This is a genomic window from Neorhizobium sp. PAMB6630 (assembly GCF_058242775.1).
On sequence record NZ_CM177836.1, the window covers coordinates 16,407 to 38,099 of the forward strand.

21 protein-coding genes and 1 pseudogene are annotated in these 21,693 nt (G+C 60.0%); 10 read left to right on the top strand and 12 right to left on the bottom strand.

Annotation, left to right across the window (positions count from 1 at the left end; genetic code table 11):
• Positions 1-43 precede the first annotated feature (43 nt).
• Positions 44-1,666: an ABC-F family ATP-binding cassette domain-containing protein gene (locus tag AC4CWF_RS00075; RefSeq protein ID WP_491283123.1), complete on the bottom strand. Its 1,623-nt coding sequence runs from the start codon at positions 1,664-1,666 to the stop codon at positions 44-46.
• Between the two features lie 392 nt (positions 1,667-2,058).
• Here AC4CWF_RS00075 and AC4CWF_RS00080 point away from each other — a divergent pair, with 392 nt between their 5' ends.
• The 6 genes and pseudogenes from AC4CWF_RS00080 (at position 2,059) to AC4CWF_RS00105 (ending at position 6,885) form a co-directional block, all read left to right on the top strand.
• Positions 2,059-3,267 carry a tyrosine-type recombinase/integrase gene (locus AC4CWF_RS00080; protein WP_491283125.1) on the top strand — a complete coding sequence of 403 codons (1,209 nt, stop codon included), beginning with the start codon at positions 2,059-2,061 and terminating at the stop codon, positions 3,265-3,267.
• A gap of 32 nt (positions 3,268-3,299) precedes the next feature.
• The gene (locus AC4CWF_RS00085; protein WP_491283126.1) at positions 3,300-3,926 is read left to right on the top strand and encodes a metallophosphoesterase; all 627 of its coding nucleotides are present in this window, start codon (positions 3,300-3,302) and stop codon (positions 3,924-3,926) included.
• 9 nt (positions 3,927-3,935) lie between these two features.
• The gene (locus tag AC4CWF_RS00090) at positions 3,936-4,355 is read left to right on the top strand and encodes a hypothetical protein (protein WP_491283127.1); all 420 of its coding nucleotides are present in this window, start codon (positions 3,936-3,938) and stop codon (positions 4,353-4,355) included.
• A 185-nt stretch (positions 4,356-4,540) separates the two neighbouring features.
• Positions 4,541-4,846, top strand: coding sequence for a hypothetical protein (locus AC4CWF_RS00095; protein WP_491283128.1), 306 nt, complete (start codon positions 4,541-4,543; stop codon positions 4,844-4,846).
• Complete coding sequence (locus AC4CWF_RS00100; protein ID WP_491283129.1) at positions 4,833-5,309, top strand: hypothetical protein; 477 nt, start codon at positions 4,833-4,835, stop codon at positions 5,307-5,309. Before AC4CWF_RS00095 ends, AC4CWF_RS00100 begins: the two co-directional genes overlap by 14 nt.
• An 863-nt stretch (positions 5,310-6,172) precedes the next feature.
• Positions 6,173-6,885 (top strand): annotated as a pseudogene (locus AC4CWF_RS00105) (SOS response-associated peptidase family protein).
• 18 nt (positions 6,886-6,903) lie between these two features.
• Here AC4CWF_RS00105 and AC4CWF_RS00110 read toward each other — a convergent pair.
• From AC4CWF_RS00110 to AC4CWF_RS00145, 8 genes are all read right to left on the bottom strand, one after another.
• Positions 6,904-7,986 carry a beta family protein gene (locus tag AC4CWF_RS00110; RefSeq protein ID WP_491283130.1) on the bottom strand — a complete coding sequence of 361 codons (1,083 nt, stop codon included), beginning with the start codon at positions 7,984-7,986 and terminating at the stop codon, positions 6,904-6,906.
• 20 nt (positions 7,987-8,006) lie between these two features.
• Positions 8,007-8,513, bottom strand: coding sequence for an ImmA/IrrE family metallo-endopeptidase (locus tag AC4CWF_RS00115; RefSeq protein ID WP_491283131.1), 507 nt, complete (start codon positions 8,511-8,513; stop codon positions 8,007-8,009).
• An 18-nt stretch (positions 8,514-8,531) separates the two neighbouring features.
• Complete coding sequence (locus AC4CWF_RS00120) at positions 8,532-8,927, bottom strand: hypothetical protein (protein WP_491283132.1); 396 nt, start codon at positions 8,925-8,927, stop codon at positions 8,532-8,534.
• Between the two features lie 105 nt (positions 8,928-9,032).
• Complete coding sequence (locus tag AC4CWF_RS00125) at positions 9,033-10,031, bottom strand: DUF4376 domain-containing protein (protein WP_491283133.1); 999 nt, start codon at positions 10,029-10,031, stop codon at positions 9,033-9,035.
• A gap of 57 nt (positions 10,032-10,088) precedes the next feature.
• Entirely contained in the window at positions 10,089-13,082 is a 2,994-nt protein-coding gene (locus AC4CWF_RS00130; protein ID WP_491283134.1) for a hypothetical protein, read from the bottom strand.
• Between the two features lie 483 nt (positions 13,083-13,565).
• A complete protein-coding gene (locus tag AC4CWF_RS00135; RefSeq protein ID WP_491283135.1) occupies positions 13,566-13,802 on the bottom strand; it encodes a hypothetical protein in 237 nt (78 codons plus the stop codon).
• A 2-nt stretch (positions 13,803-13,804) separates the two neighbouring features.
• Positions 13,805-14,932 carry a carbohydrate-binding protein gene (locus tag AC4CWF_RS00140; protein WP_491283136.1) on the bottom strand — a complete coding sequence of 376 codons (1,128 nt, stop codon included), beginning with the start codon at positions 14,930-14,932 and terminating at the stop codon, positions 13,805-13,807.
• Complete coding sequence (locus AC4CWF_RS00145; protein WP_491283137.1) at positions 14,925-15,482, bottom strand: hypothetical protein; 558 nt, start codon at positions 15,480-15,482, stop codon at positions 14,925-14,927. The genes AC4CWF_RS00140 and AC4CWF_RS00145 overlap by 8 nt, the downstream gene beginning before the upstream one ends.
• A gap of 696 nt (positions 15,483-16,178) precedes the next feature.
• Here AC4CWF_RS00145 and AC4CWF_RS00150 point away from each other — a divergent pair.
• The 4 genes from AC4CWF_RS00150 to AC4CWF_RS00165 all read left to right on the top strand — a co-directional run bounded on the left by AC4CWF_RS00150 (position 16,179) and on the right by AC4CWF_RS00165 (position 17,663).
• Entirely contained in the window at positions 16,179-16,376 is a 198-nt protein-coding gene (locus AC4CWF_RS00150) for a hypothetical protein (protein ID WP_491283138.1), read from the top strand.
• Positions 16,377-16,385: 9 nt separating this feature from the next.
• Positions 16,386-17,027: a recombinase family protein gene (locus AC4CWF_RS00155; protein WP_491283139.1), complete on the top strand. Its 642-nt coding sequence runs from the start codon at positions 16,386-16,388 to the stop codon at positions 17,025-17,027.
• 109 nt (positions 17,028-17,136) lie between these two features.
• Positions 17,137-17,412: a helix-turn-helix domain-containing protein gene (locus AC4CWF_RS00160; RefSeq protein WP_491285503.1), complete on the top strand. Its 276-nt coding sequence runs from the start codon at positions 17,137-17,139 to the stop codon at positions 17,410-17,412.
• On the top strand, positions 17,409-17,663 hold the full coding sequence (locus AC4CWF_RS00165; protein WP_491283140.1) for a hypothetical protein: 255 nt from the start codon (positions 17,409-17,411) through the stop codon (positions 17,661-17,663). Before AC4CWF_RS00160 ends, AC4CWF_RS00165 begins: the two co-directional genes overlap by 4 nt.
• Before the next feature lie 10 nt (positions 17,664-17,673).
• Here AC4CWF_RS00165 and AC4CWF_RS00170 read toward each other — a convergent pair whose 3' ends face one another.
• The 3 genes from AC4CWF_RS00170 to AC4CWF_RS00180 form a co-directional block, all read right to left on the bottom strand.
• Positions 17,674-17,958 carry a hypothetical protein gene (locus AC4CWF_RS00170; RefSeq protein WP_491283141.1) on the bottom strand — a complete coding sequence of 95 codons (285 nt, stop codon included), beginning with the start codon at positions 17,956-17,958 and terminating at the stop codon, positions 17,674-17,676.
• A gap of 16 nt (positions 17,959-17,974) precedes the next feature.
• Positions 17,975-18,553, bottom strand: a complete 579-nt coding sequence (locus AC4CWF_RS00175) for a hypothetical protein (protein ID WP_491283142.1) — start codon at positions 18,551-18,553, stop codon at positions 17,975-17,977.
• 319 nt (positions 18,554-18,872) lie between these two features.
• Positions 18,873-21,677 (bottom strand): DUF3987 domain-containing protein, encoded by a 2,805-nt coding sequence (locus tag AC4CWF_RS00180; RefSeq protein ID WP_491283143.1) that lies wholly within the window; start codon positions 21,675-21,677, stop codon positions 18,873-18,875.
• Between the last annotated feature and the right edge of the window lie 16 nt (positions 21,678-21,693).

Genomic DNA, 21,693 nt, shown 5'->3' on the forward strand with positions numbered 1-21,693 from the left:
GCGCTGTCTGTTCACCAATGGCGTTCGCGACAGCAGGAACTCGTCAAACATGCAGGCCCGGTGCTTCCTGGCCGGTCCGCTCGACATATTCAAGATAACCGCCGCCATACTGATGGATTCCATCCGGCGTCAGTTCCAGCACGCGGTTGGAGAGGGCGCCGAGAAAATGACGGTCATGGCTCACAAACAGCATCGTGCCTTCATAGGCCGCGAGCGCCTTGATCAGCATTTCCTTGGTATCGAGGTCCAGGTGGTTGGTCGGCTCGTCCAGCACCAGGAAGTTGGGTGGGTCAAACAGCATGGCGGCCATCACGAGACGGGCCTTTTCACCGCCGGAGAGTACCCGACAGCGCTTTTCCACGTCATCGCCGGAAAAGCCAAAACAGCCGGACAGCGCCCGCAGCGGCGCCTGGCCGGCTTTGGGAAACTGTTCTTCCAGCCATTGCAGAACGGTACTCTCGCCATCCAGCAGATCCATCGAATGCTGGGCGAAATAACCAAGCTTCACGCTGGCGCCGATGGTGACGCTGCCCGTATCCGGTGCCGTGCTGCCGGTCACCAGCTTCAGGAGTGTCGATTTGCCGGCGCCGTTGATGCCCATGATGCACCAGCGTTCGCGCCGGCGCACCATGAAGTCCAGCCCTTCATAGATCGTCCGGCTGCCATAGGCCTTGTGGACGTTCTTCAGATTGACCACGTCTTCGCCGGATCGCGGCGCGGGCAAAAAGTCGAAGGCGACCGTCTGGCGCCGCCTCGGTGGCTCCACGCGGTCGATCTTGTCGAGTTTCTTGACGCGGCTCTGCACCTGGGCGGCGTGCGAGGCGCGCGCTTTGAACCGCTCGATGAACTTGATTTCCTTGGCAAGCATCGCCTGCTGGCGCTCGAACTGCGCCTGCTGCTGTTTCTCGTTCTGCTCGCGCTGCTGTTCGTAAAAACCGTAACCGCCGGAATAGCTGGTGAGCGATCCGCCATCGATCTCGATGATCTTCGTGACGATGCGGTTCATGAACTCGCGGTCGTGCGAGGTCATCAGCAGCGCGCCGTCGTAATTCTTGAGGAAGGATTCAAGCCAGATCAGGCTTTCGATATCCAGATGGTTGCTCGGCTCATCGAGCAGCATCACGTCGGGCCGCATCAAGAGAATGCGGGCAAGCGCGACGCGCATCTTCCAGCCGCCGGAGAGTTTGCCGACATCGCCGTCCATCATCTCCTGGCTGAAGCTCAAGCCGTCCAGAACCTCGCGGGCACGACCCTCCAGCGCATAGCCGTCCAGCTCCTCGTAACGCGCCTGCACTTCGCCGTAACGCTCGATGATCGCATCCATCTCGTCCATGCGGTCAGGATCGGACATGGCCGCTTCCAGAAGGCGCAGCTCGGCCGCAACGGTGCTGACGGGGCCCGCCCCCTCCATCACCTCGGCCACGGCAGTGCGTCCAGACATCTCCCCGACATCCTGGTTGAAGTAGCCGATGCTTACGCCTTTTTCGAACGAAACCTGGCCCTCATCAGGAAGCTCCTCGCCGGTAATCATGCGGAAAAGTGTCGTCTTGCCGGCCCCGTTCGGTCCGACAAGCCCGATCTTCTCCCCCTTGTTCAGCGCGGCGGAGGCCTCGATGAACAAAAGACGATGGCTGTTCTGCTTGGAAATATTTTCGATGCGGATCATGTCGACAAGGGCCCGAATGGTTTTTCGCGCGCCTTATGCCACGGCAGGTTCCGCCTGTCCCCGGGTTTTATGCGGATGGCAGGTGCAAAATCGGCAGACGACCGACCATCAGATGACTGAAACTGCCCGCAGACGCGGACATAGGGTCACGTGCCGATGCAGCTCACCCTGTGACTGATCTTATAAGAGGCCATTAAAGGCGTACGAGCCCGGAGATACTTAGCGAAGGTATCATGGCGGAGAGGGTGTCCGCCATACTACTGTCTCCAACTGTCCATCTATGTCCTAAACTGTCTATATACGCCAACAAGTTAGCGATCTACCCGGCTTCCCTTGGATCACGGAATCCAATAGAATGACGATCATCTGTTGGGGTAAAAGTTGGGGCGAATATGGCGCTGGCACTGAACAAACTGAGCGCGCGAGGCGTGGCGGCGATCACGAAACCAGGCCGCCACGGCGACGGCGGCGGCCTGTATCTCGTGGTCGACAAGAGCGGCGCAAAGCGCTGGGTGTTCCTCTATCGTCGCGAAGGCACGTTGCGAGAGATGGGCCTAGGCGGACTGAAGTCCGTCACACTTGCCCGTGCCCGCGAACTCGCTGGCGAGGCAAGAGTGAACTTGCACTCGGGCGTTGATCCGATCCACACAAAACGCAAGGCAGTCGAGACCGTCCCGACTTTTGGCGACGCAGCCGACACCTACATCGAAGCAATGAAGCCGCAGTTCAGGAACGCGAAACACATTGCCCAATGGGAAATGACGCTTAAGGAATATGCGAAGCCCTTGCGGGCCAGGCTGGTCAACGAGATCACGACAGATGATATCCTGGCGGTTCTAAAGCCTTTGTGGCTGACCAAGCCGGAGACAGCATCACGGCTGCGCGGTCGGATCGAACGCGTGCTCGACGCATCGAAAGCAAAAGGCCACCGATCCGGCGAGAACCCCGCGCTTTGGCGCGGCCACCTCGACAAGCTGCTTCCGAAGCGACGGAAGCTTTCCCGCGGCCACCATACCGCGATGCCTTACGCCGACGTGCCTGGCTTCATTGGCGCGATGCGCCAGCGCGAGGCGATTTCTGCCCGAGCGCTGGAATTTACGATCCTGACAGCAGCGAGATCCGGTGAAACCTTCTATGCCACATGGGCCGAATTCGATCTGCCTGCCGCCGTTTGGACGGTCCCGGCTATCCGCATGAAAGCCGGCCGGGAACATCGCGTCCCGCTGTCCAAGCGCGCCGTCGAGATCCTGAATGAAATGGCTCTGCTGGGAGCTGACGTTGATGCCCATGTTTTTCCGGGTCGCGATGAAGGAAAGCCTCTTTCGGTTATGGCGATGGACATGGTGCTTCGGCGGATGAAGGTCGACGTGACAGTTCACGGGTTCCGCTCATCATTTCGCGACTGGTGCGGCGAGGCTTCCACTTTTCCTCGTGAGATAGCAGAGGCGGCCTTGGCCCATGTCGTGGGCGACGAAACCGAACGCGCTTACCGCCGCGGCGACGCGCTTGAAAAGCGACGCAAGCTGATGACGGCTTGGGCGAATTTTTGCGAACCGAGGACGGGCGATGTCATAGACCTTCAAGGTAGGCGGGAGGCGTAGATGGCACAGGCCTGTGCGTTGGGGCTTAGGACATGACCAGTCTTCGTATCATCGGCGACGTCCATGGCAAATTCAGCCGTTATCGCGAGATTATTCGCGATGTACCCTTTAGCATCCAGGTCGGCGACATGGGCGTCGGGTTCATCCGGGAGAGCGGCCTGCCGTCTTCAAATCCCCCATTTTACGCCATGTCGCAGGGCCGGCATCTCTTTTTGCGGGGCAACCATGACAATCCGCAGGGCTGCCGGAAGCAGCGGTACTGGATCCCGGACGGTAGCGAGGTGGACGGCATTTTCTGTTTGGGCGGTGCCCTGAGCGTTGACGCCCAATACCGCGTCGAAGGCCTGAATTGGTGGTCGGATGAGGAGTGCAGCTATTACGAATTGCAACGCCATGTCGATCGATACGCGGAAGTCAAGCCAGAGATCGTGGTTACCCATGACTGCCCGCAAAGCGTTGCAGCGGATATCTTGGCGAAGTTCGATATGCGGAAGATTATCGCTGCTAGCCGCACGCGGCAGGCCCTCGATGTAATGTTTTCCATCCATCAGCCCCGGCTTTGGTACTTCGGCCACTGGCATACATCGATTACTTTTCAGCGTGGCGGCACGGCCTTTATGTGCCTTAACGAACTGGAATACACAGACATCAAACTTTGAGGTGGCGACATGGGTTTGAATGTCTTCCGAAGTACCTGCACAACGCCGAAGCCATTATGCGGCTTGCTGCTGCTGCTGCTGCTATGCCTTGCTGGATGCCAGGCCGGCACCGAGTATCAGGCCGATATCAATGCGAGCCTGGACGCCCGCCTGGAGGCGTACAATGGAACGTCCATGGCGGAATTCATGGGCCGCACCGGAGTGCTGCCGAGCAGCACGTATGACGTCAGCGAAGGCCGTGTCTTCGTGTTCAAGACGAGCCCGGTCTACATGACCTTGGCCGCTACCCATGTCACGCCGGCCGTGACGACGTCGGCGCAGTGCCAGCTTCTCATTCGCGCGATCCGGACGAGGCCGGAGCAGGTGGCGGACAGTTGGAAGATCATGGGAACGCAGCGGACCGGACCGTGCAACAACTTACGTGTGTGACCAACACACCCGTTGACCCTCGACTGATAGCGTATTAATCGGGCGCAGAAATATCCTTGCTCGGAACAGCTACGCTCAAGGTGCGTTGTTCACTGTTCCGAGAAGTCAGGATTTACGTGTTGTCAACGGAATGTTGTCAACCTAAGTTGACCGAACCGGTCACTTATAAGTGGAAGCTGGAACTCATGACCAATGAAACCGAACAACTCGCATTGATTACCAAGGCGATAGAAGCCACATTGGCGTCGGATTTCAAAAACGTGAAAGTTCTCCGTGTGATGGTCGACCGGGATGTCGACTTTGACGGGGACCAGGTCCTCAATATTGAGATTGTCTTCGAAGGTAAGTCCCGCCAGATCGACGCACGCGTGATTTCTGGTGCCGTTCGCCACGTCCGCCCGCACTTAGAGAAACTTGGCGAAAAAGCTTTCCCCTTGATGTCGTTTGTGTCGCGTAGCGATGCAGGGAAACTTGCGCTTGGATCCATCTGATCTCTTAAAAGCGGCTCGAGATCTGGTTAACGTCAACGGCGGGAAACCACGTCAGGCGAATCTACATAGAGCAACCAGCACAGCCTACTACGCCCTGTTTCACACGCTCGCCAAAAGCTGTGCAGATCTGCTCATGGGCGGAAATGGAGCGGCTCGGAGCAAACATGCATGGAAGCAGGTGTATCGGGCTCTCAGCCACGGACCGACGAAGAAGGCATGCACTCTGAAGAGCGTGGAGAAGTTTCCTCGCGAAGTGCAAGACTTTGCGAACATGTTCGTCCAAATGCAAACCAAGCGGCACGCTGCAGACTATGACCCGACGGCGCGTAGCAAAAAGTCGACTGTCCTTCTCGAAATAGACGGCGCCGAAGCAGCAATAAACGATTTCTTAAAAGCGCCTGTAAAGGATCGGCGGGCATTCGCAGCCCTTGTTTTGTTCAAGATGCAGAATGAGAAAGAATAGGAATGCCTTGCGCTAAGGCTCAAACCATGGTGTGAGTGATCAGCGACGCCCGCCGCCTTCTTATCATCCTTCTAGAGCCGCCAAGCTAATCAGGACGGGTAAGAACGGCAGTGCTCGCGAACGAGCTCCCACCGCCCAAAACGGAAGCGCCTGTACTGACGTACATGCACCCCCCTCGGTAAATGACATATAACCATTGTCACACCTCTGGGTGCCAGGTAGAAGCCTGGTGCTCAGGGACTGCACTGTTGCTGCCCGCACTGGTCGGGGGTCACTGCACAGGATATGGTGCGACGACGGGCGTCTAGACCTCTTTGCCAGACTCATGTTGGCGAGTCAAAGCCCAAGTAAAGTTTCATTAACCTTTGCAAGCCTATAGTTGGAACCGGGCGACCATCCGGCAAAGAAGAGCCGCCCGGCCAGATCAGCTTAACGCTTGATCTTCTCGACAACGTGAGTATTCGGCTTGCTCTTGGCGGTTTTCACCGTCGTGAACTTACCAGTCTTCGCGCTGCGTCCGACTTTGATTGTAGTCATATCCGTCACCTCCTTTCGCGGCAGCTGCCTACCCTAAGGTTTCGCCGCGTGCAGATGAAGAGAATCACCCTCAATCGCAGATATTATCGTGCGCTCATGCGATAGTTGTCGAGTCCTCCCGAGAATTACTTAACAGTTATGCCCGTTCCTCTGGACGGTTTACCAAGCGTGTTCCCATCGATGTGCCGATTTATTCCGCGGTGGGCGGAGACAAGGAAGGTCAGGACGCAGTGGCCAAGGGCAGGCGATCGAGAACCCCCTGGAGAGCAAGGGTTGCAAATGGACCTTTCGCGCACCAACATCGGCCTCCTTCAAGAGGCTTTTTCATGTGCGACCTCTACAACATCACGACCAATCAGGAAGCAATTCAGGCGCTTACCAAGGCGATCGACCGTCTAGGCAATCTCGAGCGGTCACTGAAGGTCTACCCCGACCAGATGGCGCCGACCGTACGCAACAATGCGAGCGCAAAGCAGTGGTGGTTCGCTGGGGCATGCCTACATCGCAGAAGGCACTCTTTGACGCCGCCTCCAAGCGCGCCGGTAAGCTTCGGGAAAAGGGCAAGCCGGTCGATTTCGACCATCTGTTGAAGCACGAGCCGGATCGCGGCACGACGAACATTCGCAACACGGCCAGTTCTCACTGGAGGCGCTGGCTCGGGGTTGAACCGCTACCTCGTGCCGATCACTCGGTTCGCTGAGCCGGATCCCGCCTCCAAGCCGGAAGGCGGCGCCACGCCGAACGCTTGGTTTGCCGGCGACGAGCCTGAGCCATTGACGTTCTCCGCGGGGATCTGGGTCGCGCAGTGGGAGAGCGTGCGGAAGGTTAAGGACGCCTGACGGGAGACGATCTGTTCGGTTTTCTGACTACTGAACCAAACCGGATTGTCGGCCCCACTCACCCGAAAGTTATGCCTGCGATCCTCGAGCGTCAGGAAGATATCGACACGTGGCTGACCGCACCATGGACCGAGGCGAAGGCACTGCAAAGGCCGCTTCCGGATGATCAACTGGTGCTCTTGCGGCTGAGGCCGCAATAGAGCTCCCGCCGACGGAGATCAGTCCTCCCATGGTTCATCAAGATTGATGCCGTTGATGTTACCCAAGTCGTAAAAAGCCTGCATGTGGAGGTGCAGGTTGACCCTCGACGCCACGTTTTTCTGAGGCGAATTAATGCCGAGAGCAGGGTTGATTACGGTTTGCCTGATCATGAACTCGCCCCAAACGCCAGCACCGTTGACCTGTTGCCATTCCGCGCTGTTCAAAATTTCAGAGGCCGCGTCATCATAGTCCCAATCGTCGGGGCGATTTCGTGCAGAAAGCCACCCATTTCTTAACGCAAGATCAATGCGGGGCTTAGGACGGCTTGCAATTCCTTGCTCACGCGGGCGCGTACTTCCCCAATCGCCGTAAATGATCCTCTGGCGATTGGTTAACTGGCGAAGTTCTGTCAGGAACTCACGATTGTCGAAAACTGCGAGCTCAGTCCCTTCAATGTCAGCAAAATCCTTCGGGATTGTTGTGTATGAAACGACGATCGGGATCTGGGCCCCAATCTCATTTAGCTGCGTCGTGATCGTGTTCGCGATCCGTAAGCGCGCTGGCTGAGTATCCGCAAGCCAGCCTGCGTCTAGCATGATCGCGTAATCGGCAGATCCAACTTCGTTGATGGCTGACATCACGTCCGCGATGTTTGGCGGGAACCGCCTGAGATCAATTCGGAATGCGAATGTGCGCTCCATTTCTTGGAACGCGGCTATCTGGTTGACAATCTGCGCACGGCTGCATCCTGCAACTTGTAGGCACGGACTGGCGCTAGGGACGCCCTCAACGAACCCGATCCAGTTTGCGTAACCATCCGTCGGATCTTGTAATTCTAGCCATTGCTGTTGAGCTTGAACCTCAAAATTGGTGATCTGGTAGTCTTTGTCGATGTCAAGAAAGAATGGGCGCGTAGGAAAGGCCTTGATCACCCGGTCCATGGCCTTCATCAGGTCCAGCGCGTTCGGCCACGGAGCGAGGAGGAACGTCGGCTGCAGCCTGTCCTTCGTTGCGGCTGGTAACCGCTCCAAACCGTTCATTTCGCTCGCACGAATTGAGAGAGTCGGAACGTAGTTTAGGTTTTCGATGTCTACTGCCATCGCCCGTCGCAATCCGCTGTTCACGCTGCCATTCGAATCTCCATAGCAGCTTTAGATACTCCGAATTGCTCCGCAAGTAACTCAACAGTTGTCTCACTGAGATTTTCACCGCCATATTGCCTGAATGCGCTCTGTAGAGCATTTTCTGGCATTACGATCTGTGCCGCCAGCCGATTGGCCTCGTATTCGATATGCTCCGGCGCACCGGATCGATAGAGCACGTTGTCCGTCAGCTTTCCTCCCATCCCGTCAATAACATCGCGGTGTAGCAAGAAATGCGCAATCTCATGCGCGAGGGTGAACCTCTGGCGCTGCTTGCTCTCGTGTCGGTTGATCTTGATCTGATATCGGCCGTCCAACTTGGAAATCTCGCCGGATATGCTTAACGGTAGCGAGGAAAGCACCACTTCGATGCCGAGGTCTTTCGCGATCGCCCCTAACTTGACTGGAACGGAGCCCAGATGTCGTTCCAGAACTTTCCGATCTTCGTCTCTGAGTTTTTGCCACTCTCTCGATGAGGATGTCATGGTGGTTTACCTCTTCTATTACTGCTGCGACAGATCGCCATCAGCATCTTCTGAACCGCCTGAATAGATCACACGTTCCAGCGCATTCTTCAGCCGGCCGTCTTTCTCCATTTTGCGAAGCTCTTTGTCCACCAAAGCCGGAAGGTCGTCTTTGACGCGAGCCTCTGCATTCGTCACGGCCTCATGCCTGATCACCTGAAAACCGAATACGGCTGCGACTGCTACAATCAGTGCAACGCCGCCCAGCACGACTGTTGCCACAGTAAGGTTGATCGAGGCTAAATCAGCATATTCCAACTGGGCGGGCTGAGCCACGTATCGCCCACCAGTAACATGGAAATTAATATCGAAAATTGCCACTGCGACAGCGCCTATAAAGACGCCCACCGCAATTTTCAGGATCTCAAAAAACATACGCATCTCGTCGCCCCCGCGGACAGATCATTTTGTTCAATTTGTAGCGACTAACGCAAGTAGATCAGGTCAGTCACGTATCGTTACCTCTGCGTGAAGTTGCCTTTACCGGATGTTATCATTCACGGCCAGTAGCTGGCCGGCGTAGTCGGTCGGGATTGGGTCGATGGCTTTCAGCGCACGCTTTGCTTCGTGCAGAGCCTGCATGAGTGCCTTGCCAGCGTTTACCAGGTCGACGACTTGGTCTGCCGTCAGATTGTGATCCCCGTTGTCCCGGCCGGTGAGGAATAGGACCGGCGCCGTGACGCCTGCCTCCTGAAGATCGCAGGCGGTGTCCTTGAGAGCGAGCAGCACCGTTTGGGTACGCAGCGACCCTTCCTGCGGAACGGCGCTATAGTCAGGCACATCGAAGACCTTGCCCCCGACAGCGCAACGATCGTGCTCAGCGTCAACGGCTGCTCCCGTGATCGGACGCGGCTCCGGTGTCGGCGTCCTGTCCACCCACTCGCTGCTCTCCCAGACATGGTGCTCGCAAGGGCGCGGGGTCCGGATCGCGAAGCCGCCGTCTATCGTCACCTCTAGGCCGTCGAGCGCGGACTGCAGTCCGGTGACGGTTGAGATCGCTTGCTCTCCGGTGTGGTTCTCACGTGCGAACGCATCGCCGTCGATTTCCTGCGGATCGTAAACTGCCCGGAGCATATCACCGCCGCCCGGCAGGAAGCCCCAAGCGCTGTCTCCGGGGGCTGACGACTGCTTGATCGGGACTTGGCTGAGGGTACCGCCCAGCGGCAGCACGCGCGACGCCAAAGGCGGAATATCTGTGGCCAGCCCGGCAACGGTAATGATGTCGTCGATGTTCAGAGCGACGGTCGAGAGATGGGTGCTGGCGGCGAGCAGGGCTTGCACTGCGGGCGCTAGGCTGTCGACCGTGACAATGCCGTTCTTAAGCTTGCCGTCCGAACGCCTGATATCCTTGATCGCTTCAACGATCGTTTCGGCCGATGTTTCGATGCCGGCAAAATCCTGGTCGAGCTTCGTGGCCGGAGAAACGGACGGGGTGCCGGGGTCGGAGTAGCCCCGGGTGAATTTCTGCGGATCAGCCACGGCCATGTCCTCTGCCTGAAATTGCGGCTCTCGAGGTGATGCTGCTCATCGCTGCAACTACTTCGGTGGTTCGCGAAAGATTGCGTCCATCGTCTCGTCTTCATCACCCTCGTTCAGCATGTCGAGAACTGTGGCTGCTTCGTTGCCCATCCAGCCCTTTGTGCGGCGGGCGAGGGCGGCACGGTTGGCCGGGTTGTTCTCCATCAGGAGCGTCTTCGCTACATCCGGCTCGAGAAGCGTCCGGTCGAGCAGGAGCTCGAACGCCTTGGCACGCTGCTTGCCGACCACCCCACGGGCGATCTTGCCGGCCAGATAGGTGCCGATGTAGGCCCAAGAGGCGCGGCCGATCTGAGCCTGGTAGGCCTTCGATCCGACTTCAGCCAGGGTGACCGGTGTCTGGCCGCGGCCCATCAGCGCTGTGCCCGATGGGTTCACGGCGTTGCCGATCCTAGCGCCAGAGTTCACGCCGCGCAGCGCTTCCGCCAGTTCGCGGATGTTGGCCAGGTGCTCCGGGTTGTCGCGATACAGACGTTCTGCGACTGCAGCGTTTTTCGGATCTTCCAAATAGGCGATCATCTTCTTCGGGACGAACGGCATGATCCCGCTGGTCGTTTCTGCGGCTGCGTTCGTCGATCGGCTCGACGCGTCCAGGTCATCCCAGAACGCCGCCCGCAGTCCGTCAATCGCCTGCTGGTCGTTACCTGCGAAGGTAACCAGTTCATCGGCCGCCTTGCCCGGATCCTTCGAAGCGATCACTTCGCGGATCGCCTTGCGGGAGTTGGCTGGGCTGTACTGCAGGAAGCGGCCAACTGCGCCGCGCCCGGGTGCTGTGGCCGTCCCCAGATCGCGCTCCAGTGCCGACTGGCGGGATCCGGCTTCTGCGGCAGCAACACGCGCCTTGGCGGCCTGGTTGAGTTCGTCGCGCAACCCCGTGAAGCGATCGATCTGTTCGCTGTAGTCAGCCATGAAGCGGTTGATCCGTTCAGCGCTCGACGTATCGCCACGCGATAGCACTTCATCGCGGATCGCGCGGCGAATTTCCGGTGTTGCCGCCTGTGCGAAAAGGTTGTCCATCGCCTGGGGGCTGACGAAAAGGCCAGCGACGCGGTCATCGCCAACCTTTGGCCGGCCGCCGTCGTACTCGGCCAGCGCACGGCTGACGGGATCTCCTTGACGGGTGAAGCGCTCCGCTTCGTCGAACTTTGCGCCGCGGGCGGTGGTGAGGGCAGCCTGTTCCGTCTCATCCAGGTTGCCCGTGATGAAGCCGTCCACAGTGTCGACCATCTGGCCTAGGACACGAGCCGCGTTGCGTCCGCCTTTCTCTGCTCGCGGATCGGACAGAGCCGCCGCGCGCAGCCGCTGAAGCTCGGTCTTGAGGTTTGCGGCCGTCTGCAGCTGCATCGGATCTGGTCCCGGGGCCGCGCGAGTGATCGGGTTGCCGCCGGCGTCGAGAATGCCCGTCGACACAGGAGCGTCGTCGGCCACCCGCCCCAAGTTGGCTACGCTATCGACCACGGACTGCGGGATCAACGTCCGTTCAACTGGATCAAGGGATGCAATAGAGCGATCGAGCGCTGCTGTCAGTGGCGCAGGATCAACCTGCTTGCCACCAACGCCGGCTGTCTCATAGGCCTGAGCGGTCCGCTCACGCGCAGCGTCGCGTGCTGCTGTCAAGCTTTCGCGAACGACGCTGCCCCGCTGGGCGGGCGTGGTCTGCGGAGTGAGATTGCGAGCGGCCGTCTCTGCTGCTTCCTCGGCCGCATCGCGCCCCATGATCGCATCCAGGATGCGACGATCACGCTCCGCGGCAATGGCCTCATAGGCCGACCCGGGCGATGCGTCCGGCCGCATCGACGTGACGGCATTTTCAACAGCAAGTGCGTTTGCATCGGAGCGCGAGCGAAATGCGCCAGGTACGGTGCGCGCACGGGAATTTTCCAGGATAGCAAGGCCGGCATCGCCGGTGCGATCGGCAGTCGATGCCTTGAAGCCCGGCACGACGCTCTCTGCGGCTGCCGGCTGCATGATCATATCGACCAGTTCCCGCGTATCGAGCGGCTTGCGCAGATCGGACGGATCGACCTGCCGACCAAGAACGTCCGAATTCTGGATGATGGTGTCGGCAACGTTGTCGCGAACTACTTTCGATGCGAATGCGGGGTCGCCGAGTGCAGCCGCACCGACGTCGCGGACACCCCGCGCGAGAGAGGTACCTGCGCCGACCGCGCCTGCGCCCATGATTGCCCCGACGAGATCCCATCCGGGACTATCGGGGGCTATCTCGTTCGCGGCGGCGGCGCCCATGCCGGCGCCAGTCGCGACAGTAACCTCGTTGCCAACGAAGCGTGCCGGATTGACGGCAGCGCTTTCGACATACCGCCCGACGACGCCAGGCATCCGCCTTGCGCCTTCGACACCTACTCTCGTCGCCTTGTTGACGGCACCGGCCACCGGTACGGCCATCGCGCCCACTTCTTCCATGATCCGGTTGGTCGTCCGCTCGGCCAGGTTCTCAGGTGCTGCGCGCGGACGATCGACGCCAAGCGTGTCGGCGGTCATGTTGTTCGCGCTGTCGACGGCGCCCTGCATCTGCTCTGCGCCGGGCAGGTAGCGCGGCAGAACGGCAGCGCCAGCGGCGTCACGCACCCACTCCGGCGCGCCGGCCTTGTCCAGCGCCCAATCCATACCGGCAGCCTGAAGATCGCCTACTGCTCTTGGCAGCCCCACCAGGTTCGTCACGCCCTCGACGACGCCGCGCACGCCTTGGTCCGCTACACCGAAGATCGCCTCCATCCAACCCTGCTCCGGGTCGGTTGGCTTGGCGGGGGCTGCTTCTGGAGCGGGGTTGACCTTGGGGAACTGATCCCACTCGCTACCGGTTGCCGGCGGCGCCAAGGGGAAGGCGCTCCAATCAGTCGAGGCCGGGCCACCGTAAGGCGGCTCGCGTGTTTGCGCACTTGGTACCGCCGACGCCGAGTCGGCTGACTTGATGGGCGCTGCTTCTGATACGGCATCGACGTTGGAGGTCGGTCCACCGAAGGTCTGCTGCATCGCCCGCTCCATCTCGGCTAGTGGCGTGCCGGCAGGGAACTCAACAATGGAGCCGTCAGGAGCGGCGACGCGAGTTGGTGCAGCGGCGGCCATCGTTGTAGCCGTGTATTTACTCCTCGGCCCCTGAGCAGGCTGCTGCCTATACTTTTCCCAAGTTCCTGCACCGGGGACGGGAGTGGCCGCCGAAGGCTGAGCCGCCGGGCTCAACATTTGAGCGATCTGCTCATCTGTGGCAGCGTCCGGAACTTCGATACGCCGGCCCTGGAATTCGATCGTGCGAGGCATCCTGATGCTCCTTTTGCGGCCAATTGTATCGTGAGTGGTTTTACTCGACGCCCATTTAGTGAGCGACATAGGCGAAGACTTGGCGCCCGAATTCCTCGACGTCGGCGAGTTCGAGCGCCTGATCTGCGAACTGCCGGCATGGGCGGAAGGCTTGCCTCTGACGGCAAGCGGCTGGCGCTATAGAAAGGATTGACGGGTCTATTCCGGGGGTGTGTAGGGGGCGACAAGGCCCTCTTCAACAAGGCGAGCGAAAATCAGCCGGCCGTATTCCTCGGGGTCTTCAGGGCTCGCCCCGAACGGAACCCATTGGCCTTCAAGATAGGCCCACGCGGGGTTCACCGAGGCTTCCATAAGAAGCTCCACGTAGATCGCACTGTTATCGGCGTGCGCCCACTTGGCATTCCGATACTGTATCGCAGAGACATTGATCGTCATCGTTAAGTCCTCACCCACGAAGTTGCTTCACCTGCCCCGCCCGTGGTGCCGCAGCAGCGCCAAGTTCCTGTGTTCACGGCGGCCCCCTGGTTCGCGCTACTGGCGTAAACCAGGCTGGTGCCGGCAACGAGAGCGCCGGGCGCGGTTGCCCCGGCAGTATTGCGAGCGAAAATTGGCGTCCCCTGCGCGGCAAGCCCTTGCCCTGCAATCGTGCTCATAAGCGCAGACGTTGAAAGCTTGGCGGCGAGCGCATCGGCTAGGCTTCCAATCAAAGACGTTCCAATGTCTCCATCAGCGTCAACGTAGAACTGCTCCGTGGAAGCTCCAGCGATAAGAATGCGCAATCGTGTGTCAATTCCGGCTTGAACCGTCCACGACACAAGCCCGGATTGCTCGAGCGTCAATACTGGCGTCGTCTTTAGAATTTTGAGGTTCCCGGTCATGGTGTCGCCGGCTTTGGCAACTTTTCCCGCGATGGCCGCTATTACGTCGGCTGCCATTTTCTCCAACGTAACTGCCGCAGCAGCGATTTTAGCCGTGACTACGGAACCGACCGCTAGCTTGGCCCCTGTAACTCCCGCGTCAGCGAGTTGGTTCTCGCCAACGGCAGCGTCTGCTATTTTGGCCGTCGTCACGGTGCCGTCGGATGGCGTGACGGTGCCATAGTGATTTGCTCGGTCAAACACGTCTGTGACGCGCGCCGTTGGATCATACGTGGCAGAGTTCATAGCCCCGGACACGTCGGACGCGGAAAACAGATAGCCCCACGTCGTCGGGCTGACGTCCGGACGATTCCCGGATGACGCGGTATTCGCGACATTGCAGCGGTAAAACGCCCCGGAGTAAACGACGGTGTCCGCGACGACGTATGCAGCCCCGCTGGTCCAGTTCCCTCGAAGCGAGAAACCCGTCGTCAAGCCCGCGGAAAGGCTGTCGATCGTGACGATGCCGTTTGGGAGCTTGCCGTCGGAGCGCCGAACGTTCTTCAGCGCCTCGATCGTCTGGTCGATGGACGTGGCGATGTTTGCCATGTCCTGGTCGACCCGGTTGGCCGGCAACGGCAGCGTCGGGTTGCTGGCCTGCCAGTTCGTGTAGGAATAACCGGGCGTGAACTTTGTCGGGTTAACCATGGCGGCAATTCCTCACGGCATCCGCCTGCAGGTCGCTGACGATCTGAAGGGCGCGATGGGATTTGTGTTGGCGGTATTGGTTTTCTACGGCGATGTTGTGCATCTCGTTCCGAAGCCATCGAGCGCGCTTCTGAACGTCGCTGCAAAGATCCCTTGGGCGATTGTTCCACGGCTCCTCTTCGGCCCACATCACAACCAGCGCGCAGACGGCGTCGAGAGCCGAGGCCGCAAAGGGGAGGCGGGCATCTCCGTGTCTGTCCTGGATCAGTGACAAGATAGCGCCGCGAGCCTGCATTGTTAAATCAAGCAGCCGGTCGCGGTCGTTTACCGATAGCCGGAGTTCCTTCTTCGCAAGTGCATGCCGCTGAACTGTGGAGATCGCAAAGGACAGAGCATTCGCGTCGCCGTTTGCCGCGTCGCCGAACAGATAGACCGTGTGGTCGACGCAGATGTGGTGCGAGATCAGGCGTTGCCGTTCTTCTTCAGCCCGGGCTTGCTCTTCCAGCCAGCCATCGGGCAGCAGGCCGTCGTAATCCTTGTCTGCGATCATGCATTGCGTCCGATCGTTTGCCTCTTGTATCGTCGTAGAATGCGGGGACCGAAGCCGGGAAAGTAGCCACCTTTTTCATGTGTTTTTCCCGTTTTGCAGGGCGATCGAGGGCGGGGCGCTTCTTGCTCCGATCAATCCTCTGGCGCCTTGGGTTTTGCTGGCGTATCCTCGTTATCCACCGACGGGGAAACCATCGACATGACAAGCATCGCACGTCTGACGCTTCCGCATGATATTCAAGCACTGCTCGACCAGGCAGCCCGTCGAGTGGGGTTGCCGCTGCAGAACCGTTGCGAAGACGCCGCTACCGGTAGCGAAAGCAACGTGATCCCGTTCCGAGGGGCCGCTCGCCTATCCTGATCTGAACTGCGAGGTAATGAGCCGAAGCTGGCCGTCACAGACGGCGCAGGCGGTTCTCTATGGGGTGCTCTTCCAGACATGGCGGCTGTCCGGTCAAGAGCCTAAAGTTCCAGCAAACTGCATTTTTATCGCGACCGGGGCCGACGCCGGCGGCTCGCGCGGCGGACTGGTACCGGGGGGCGGGTGGCGGGTGCCAGATCCTTGCTCAAATGTCCGTACGGGCACACCAAAGCGGCCAGCCAAAAGCAGTTCATTTATGTGTACGTACGGGCTTGACTATCATCAACGTACATGATGTAGTTCGGACATAGCCCAAACGTACACATGGAGATGAGCATGCAAATCGATATCCGCTCTACCGAGTTTCGCATCTTCACGGAAGTGCAATGCGAGTTGCGCCACGCTATGGATACGCACGACCGTCGGACCGCCTACCTTGCGATGGAGGAGCTGCGCGCGATGGAAATGCATTCCGATTGGCCGGCGCTACGCGCCCGCTGCCAGGCCGCACTATCCGCCTATTCCGTTCACTGAGGAGCCGAAATGAGCAAGACAGTCCTTTACGCGCGCGTTTCGACGATCGATCAAACCGCTGCCCATCAACTCACGCAAGCCCGGCAAGCCGGGTTCGTTGTCGATGAAGTCGTGACCGATGAAGGCGTCTCCGGCGTCTCCACCGCGCTCAGAGAGCGACCACAAGGCCGCCGGTTGTTCGACATGCTGCGATCCGGTGACACGCTCCTGGTGCGGTGGGTTGACCGCCTGGGGCGCAACTATGCGGATGTGACCGACAATGTGCGAGAATTCATGCGACGCGGCGTGGTGATCAAGACGATCATCAATGGAATGAGCTTCGACGGATCCACTCGCGAGCCAATGCAGATGGCGGTGCGCGACGCTCTAATCGGTTTCATGGCAGCGATGGCGCAAGCGCAAGCCGAGGCCATGAAGGAAGCCCAGCGCGCCGGGATCGAGCACGCAAAGTTGCAGGATCGCGCGCGGGTCTACAAGGGCCGCAAGCCTTCGTACACGCGCGCAGAACTTCAAGCCGTGCTTGAAATGCTGGCGGCCAATTCCGGCGCGTCTGATATCGCGAAGATCACGGGGCTGACGCGGCAGACGGTGCTGCGGATTCGAGCAGACCAAGCCGGGGCCGACGAAGCCCTGCGCGCCTGGGGGCTGTAACCGCGGCGATATACTAGAGCTTGTCGGCCAACGGCGGCCGACAACAGTCGCGTTGACAGACAGCGTCAACCGGTGGCGTCATAGCTGGCAGGAGGCGAGAGTGAAACTCATGCTGGAACGCGAGGTAGCCCAAGTCCTGCGGTGCTCGACGGAGAAGGTCAAGCGGTTGCGGTTGTCAGGGAAGCTTCCCTATCAACCTGGACGGCCGGTTCTCATCGATGAGGCTGATTTGCTGTCCTATCTGGAGAGCGCCAAGGTCCGTGGAAGCGCCTCGAGCCGCAAGCTTAGTGTCCGAGACGATGAAACGCCCACGCCTAAAGATGCTCAGGCCTGGGCGTTGAAGCAGTTGCTCAAGCCCGCGCGGAGAAAGCCACGGGCGAAATGATCGAGCTGCTGACAGCTCCGGAGGCGGCTTCCGTCTTGGGGATCACGCTACGGAAACTAGAGACGCTGCGGCTGGCGGGAATGATCCCATATCTGCCCTACTCACCGCTTCTCTATGACAGGAAGGACGTCGCGGAACTGAAGAGACGCTGCCAGACTGCTTCGGATCTGGATCAGCTCTTGAAGCTGCCACCGGCGCGCGAGCAAGCGAAAAAATGGGCTCGAATTCAGATCCTACTGCGGCGCAGATAAGCGTCGCGGATCAACCGAAAATCCCGTCGTCACGCTCATCGAAGCGGGACTGCAAGCCCGCTATCGCCTCCTGGATCTCTTCCGCAGTCATTTCGTGCGGCTGCTTGCTGGCGCCGGTCTCTTTGCGCTCGAAATAGCCTGCGACGCGAAAGAGCGTGGCGCTGGCAGTTGCCCGGGCGGGCGCCGGCGCATCCTTGTTTTTGCAGACGGCGAGTGCGGCTTCATAAGCCGCCTCGACGCCTTCTGTATGGATCCGCAGCAGCAAATTGCGCTGCGTGGTTGCAATGTCTTTCATGTCTTTGTCCTCGACGTCAGTCAAAAATCGTTTCTGCCGGTTCGGAAGCCAGCTGATCGCGCAACGCTTCCAACCTCTCGATTTGATCTAAAAGGTGTTTAGCTTCATTTGTGGGCGGAGGGGGGCTTTGCGCCAGTGAGGCAGCAAAGGCGGCGTGATCTCTACGCTCTCGCTGCGCACGCTGCCTGGCCGTCGATGAGCCGGGCTTGTGGGTGCGCTGCCAGAGTTCATGCCGTTCGCGTGCTTCGGGCGACATCTTTGCCAACCGGGCGGCGCGTTTCTTGGCGGCCTTGCTTTGATCCCGCAGCTTCTGGTCCAGCTTTTCTTCGAGCTTTGCCGACGATCGATCAGGCCACTGCGGCCGATGCCATTCGGTGCCGGCGGGCGTCTTGCCGCCGTGAAAGCGGCATTTCCCGTTCTTCATCGCCGGCTGACGACACTGCTCTCCGCTGACCTTTGCGACCGCCGTGCATTTCGGCAGCTTCGGCCGCTCGTTCCTGTTCCAAGCAGAGATCGCGTCGCTGCCAATCTGGCGGAACTGTGCAGACTGTTGCCAGAGCGTCGGGGGCGTTTTCGCTCGCCTGCGCTTCACCACGATCTCACCGCCTTATCCGGAGGAAAGCCGCTTTGAGGTATCGACGCGAGCGGCGCGCGGTATGCCCGGCTAATCCGGCAATGCGCGATCAAACTCCCGGACAAGATGTCCGACGTCCTCGCCGTAGCGTTCGCCTTCCCCTGTTCCACCCCTCCGGCCGCGACGCGGAAGGCTTGGGGTAGTTGGGGCTTGCGCGTACGTGGTATCAGAACAGGGAATAGGTGGGGGATAGAGATTATAGATAAGAGAGAGAGGCGTTTGGTAAATATACCACGTGCGCGCAAGCCCCAATTACCCCAAGAGGGAAGGCAAACTCTTCTCATACGCTTGCCTCCAGCGCCCGGCGCGCTTTAGCCGCTTCTGCTATCAACTCCCGCTTCCTTTCTCTGGTCGTCTGCTCGAGCTCGGCGCGAGCCGCGAAGCGTTCATGGATGAGCGGGTTGACCGCCCACTCGACCGGGCCTTCCGCCTCGCGCTCAGAGACAGCGAGCCATCCCGCGTCCACAAGCGAACCGGCGACGTCCAGCAGCTTGCGTAGATTGTCCCTGCCTTTAAGGCTGGCCCGGGCGTGGTAGATGTCCCGCCGCTTGACCCTGGTGATCCCCGGGCGCGTCAGAAGGAAGCCGGCAACGCCAACCGCATCGTCATGTCTTTCGTCTGGTGCGAAGAACCGGGAGTAAAATGCGAACTGGTGACGGAGAGCGAAGCGGCAAAAGGTCGTTGCCCTCTCGACCGTCTCGCGCCCGACGGCAATACCGGGGTCGACGGCGCCCAAGAGTTCGAATTGCTCGATCGCGTGGAAGGTCAGAACGAACCGAGCGGCTATCTTCTCCCACTTCCCCAGGTGGCCGATCCAGGCACCGTTCATGCCGGGGGTGTTGCGCATCTTCCGCGTAAGATCGATGAAGTCCTGGAACAGCAGACGTCCTTCCGGGCTGATCTTGATCGGCTCGGGGAATAGGTATTCCGCGCTGACCAGATAACGGATCAACGCCCTGTAATCGCGCGCCGCCTCTGCGTCCGCCTCTTCGTCCAAGGGCTCCGGCTTCTCGCCCTCATCCACGATGAACAGAAAGCGCTGCAGCAGGCCGTCGACCTGCATGCTCTGCACGAGCGTCTTGATCTTGTCCGGCTGGCTGCCGGCAAGAATGCCCATGAGCGCTTTTTTAGCGTGGAGGTTGCCCGATGATACACGGTCTACGGTGACGCTCTCCCCGTCGAACAGGCGAAGCATCATACTCCGATCACCGCCGCCGGATCGCTTATAGGCGCCGAGGCTTTCCGTGATGCCTGTAAACTCGTCAGTCGAACGCATGATGCCGCGCGGATTGGCTTCATGGATCTTGATCTGCGCTTCGGCGGTGATGTCGTCGACTGCGGCCCGCCTCAGTCTCGGCTCCGGTGGGGGCGGCAGGTTCTTCCGACTGGCCACCTTCGCGGCCGTCGCCCATGCCGCGTGTCGCGGTCGATCGACAGCCAGCCATTCGCTGTCGATCTCCCTGAGCGGCTTCAGCGCGGCCGATATGACGGGCGATTTCGCGCTGCCCGGATCCGCCAGCAGGACGCACCACAGGGAGGCAGGTTCTGCGAAGTCGGCGTCCTTGGCCCGGACCTGGATCGTGAGGGAATTGCCGATCGCGCTGCCGATGGTGGTCAGTGCCGCAGCTGCCGTGAAGGCTTCGGAGGCTCCCTTGCGCCGCGCCTCGCTGCGGACCCATCGCGCCAGCATGTCGGGAAGGCAGCCCTCCGGCGGGCTCTTCAGCTTCATTGGAGGTTCGTCGCCAAAGATGTCAGCCGGTTCGACCGACGAGAATTTGACCGGCCGCTCGCTCGGCGCCAATAGCTCCGCAAGCTCCGCCCTCTCTTCCGCCGTGATCACGGCAGGCCGCGCCGACGGTATGAAGTAGATATCGCCCTCGGTGCCGGCTTGGCTTTCTTGAACGAAACGAGCCAGAGACTTCGCATTGAGCCGATCCGGCGGGTGAGCGCCTATGTGCTCCCAGCGGTTGTCGAAAGCGGTGTCGTCATGCTTGTCTGATTTGGCGCTCCACTGCCGGGCAGCTTCCATGCCCTCGTTGCTGTCGTGGCTGGCGTCATAGAAGGCCATCACCCGCTTGTTCCAGTCCTCCCATGAGAGATCGGAGTTCGGAAGTTTCTCAACGACGTCGAGCAACTGTGCCTCGGTCAACGCCTCTTTCGTGAAGAAATGAGCTCCAGCTTCACGGCCGCCTTTCTTTCCGGCTCCCCTCTCGTCGACCTTCAGAAGACGCGCGGCCTCAGCCAGGTCAATTTCCTGACTGTCGTCGCCGCCTATGATCTGGCACAGGCGCGGCTCGCCCTTTGTGTGCCAGCTACCAGGCCAGCGCATCGGATGGGCCGGAGACGCCGCTGATGCGTCGCCGCCGGCGAGCTCCGCCGCGGCTTTTCGCACGTAGTTCAGGAGCCAGATCTCATCCGCCCCACGAGCGGGACGCGATAGCCGCCAATAAAGGTGCAGCTTGTCCTTCGTTCGCCCATCCAGGCCGGTCCAGACCCCGCCAGAGGCGATCACGATCGTTGCCGGCCCCAGGAGCTCCTCGATCTTGCGTCGGGCCTCGTCGGGGTCTGCGGTGTCGAGATCGACAGCAATCACTGGCGCCGCCAGAATATCGGCTTGCCTCGATTTCTCGGCGGAAGGGTTAAAAAGGCAAGGAGGCGGGGCAAACACTGCGGCACTGTCAGCAGAACGGCTTGCGACCCTGGAGGCGGCGTCCACGGCAGCGGAAACCACGCCGGATCCGAACGCCAGTTCCTCGCTCAGCACACACTTATCGTTGCGGTGCGTGAAAGCACGCAGCACCAAACGCGCTGTAAGGGGCTTGCCGTTCCCATCAGTACAGTTCCGGAACACACCCTGGACGAAACGGCGCAGTTGGTCGGCGTCGGCAACGAAAGGCCGGTTCTTCATCTGGGGCTTGTCAGCGGCGGGTTCTGTCGCCGCAACGGCGGCTATCGCGGGCTGCGGAATGGCTTCTTTGGCTGCGCGCGATTGGCCTACATAAGGGGAGCCGGTGCGTTCCTTAACCCGCTCCGCAAAGCTCAAACCTTGCGTTTTTAGCTGTTTTGCGCTAGCATTTGTTTGCATTAAGAAGTTCCTTTCG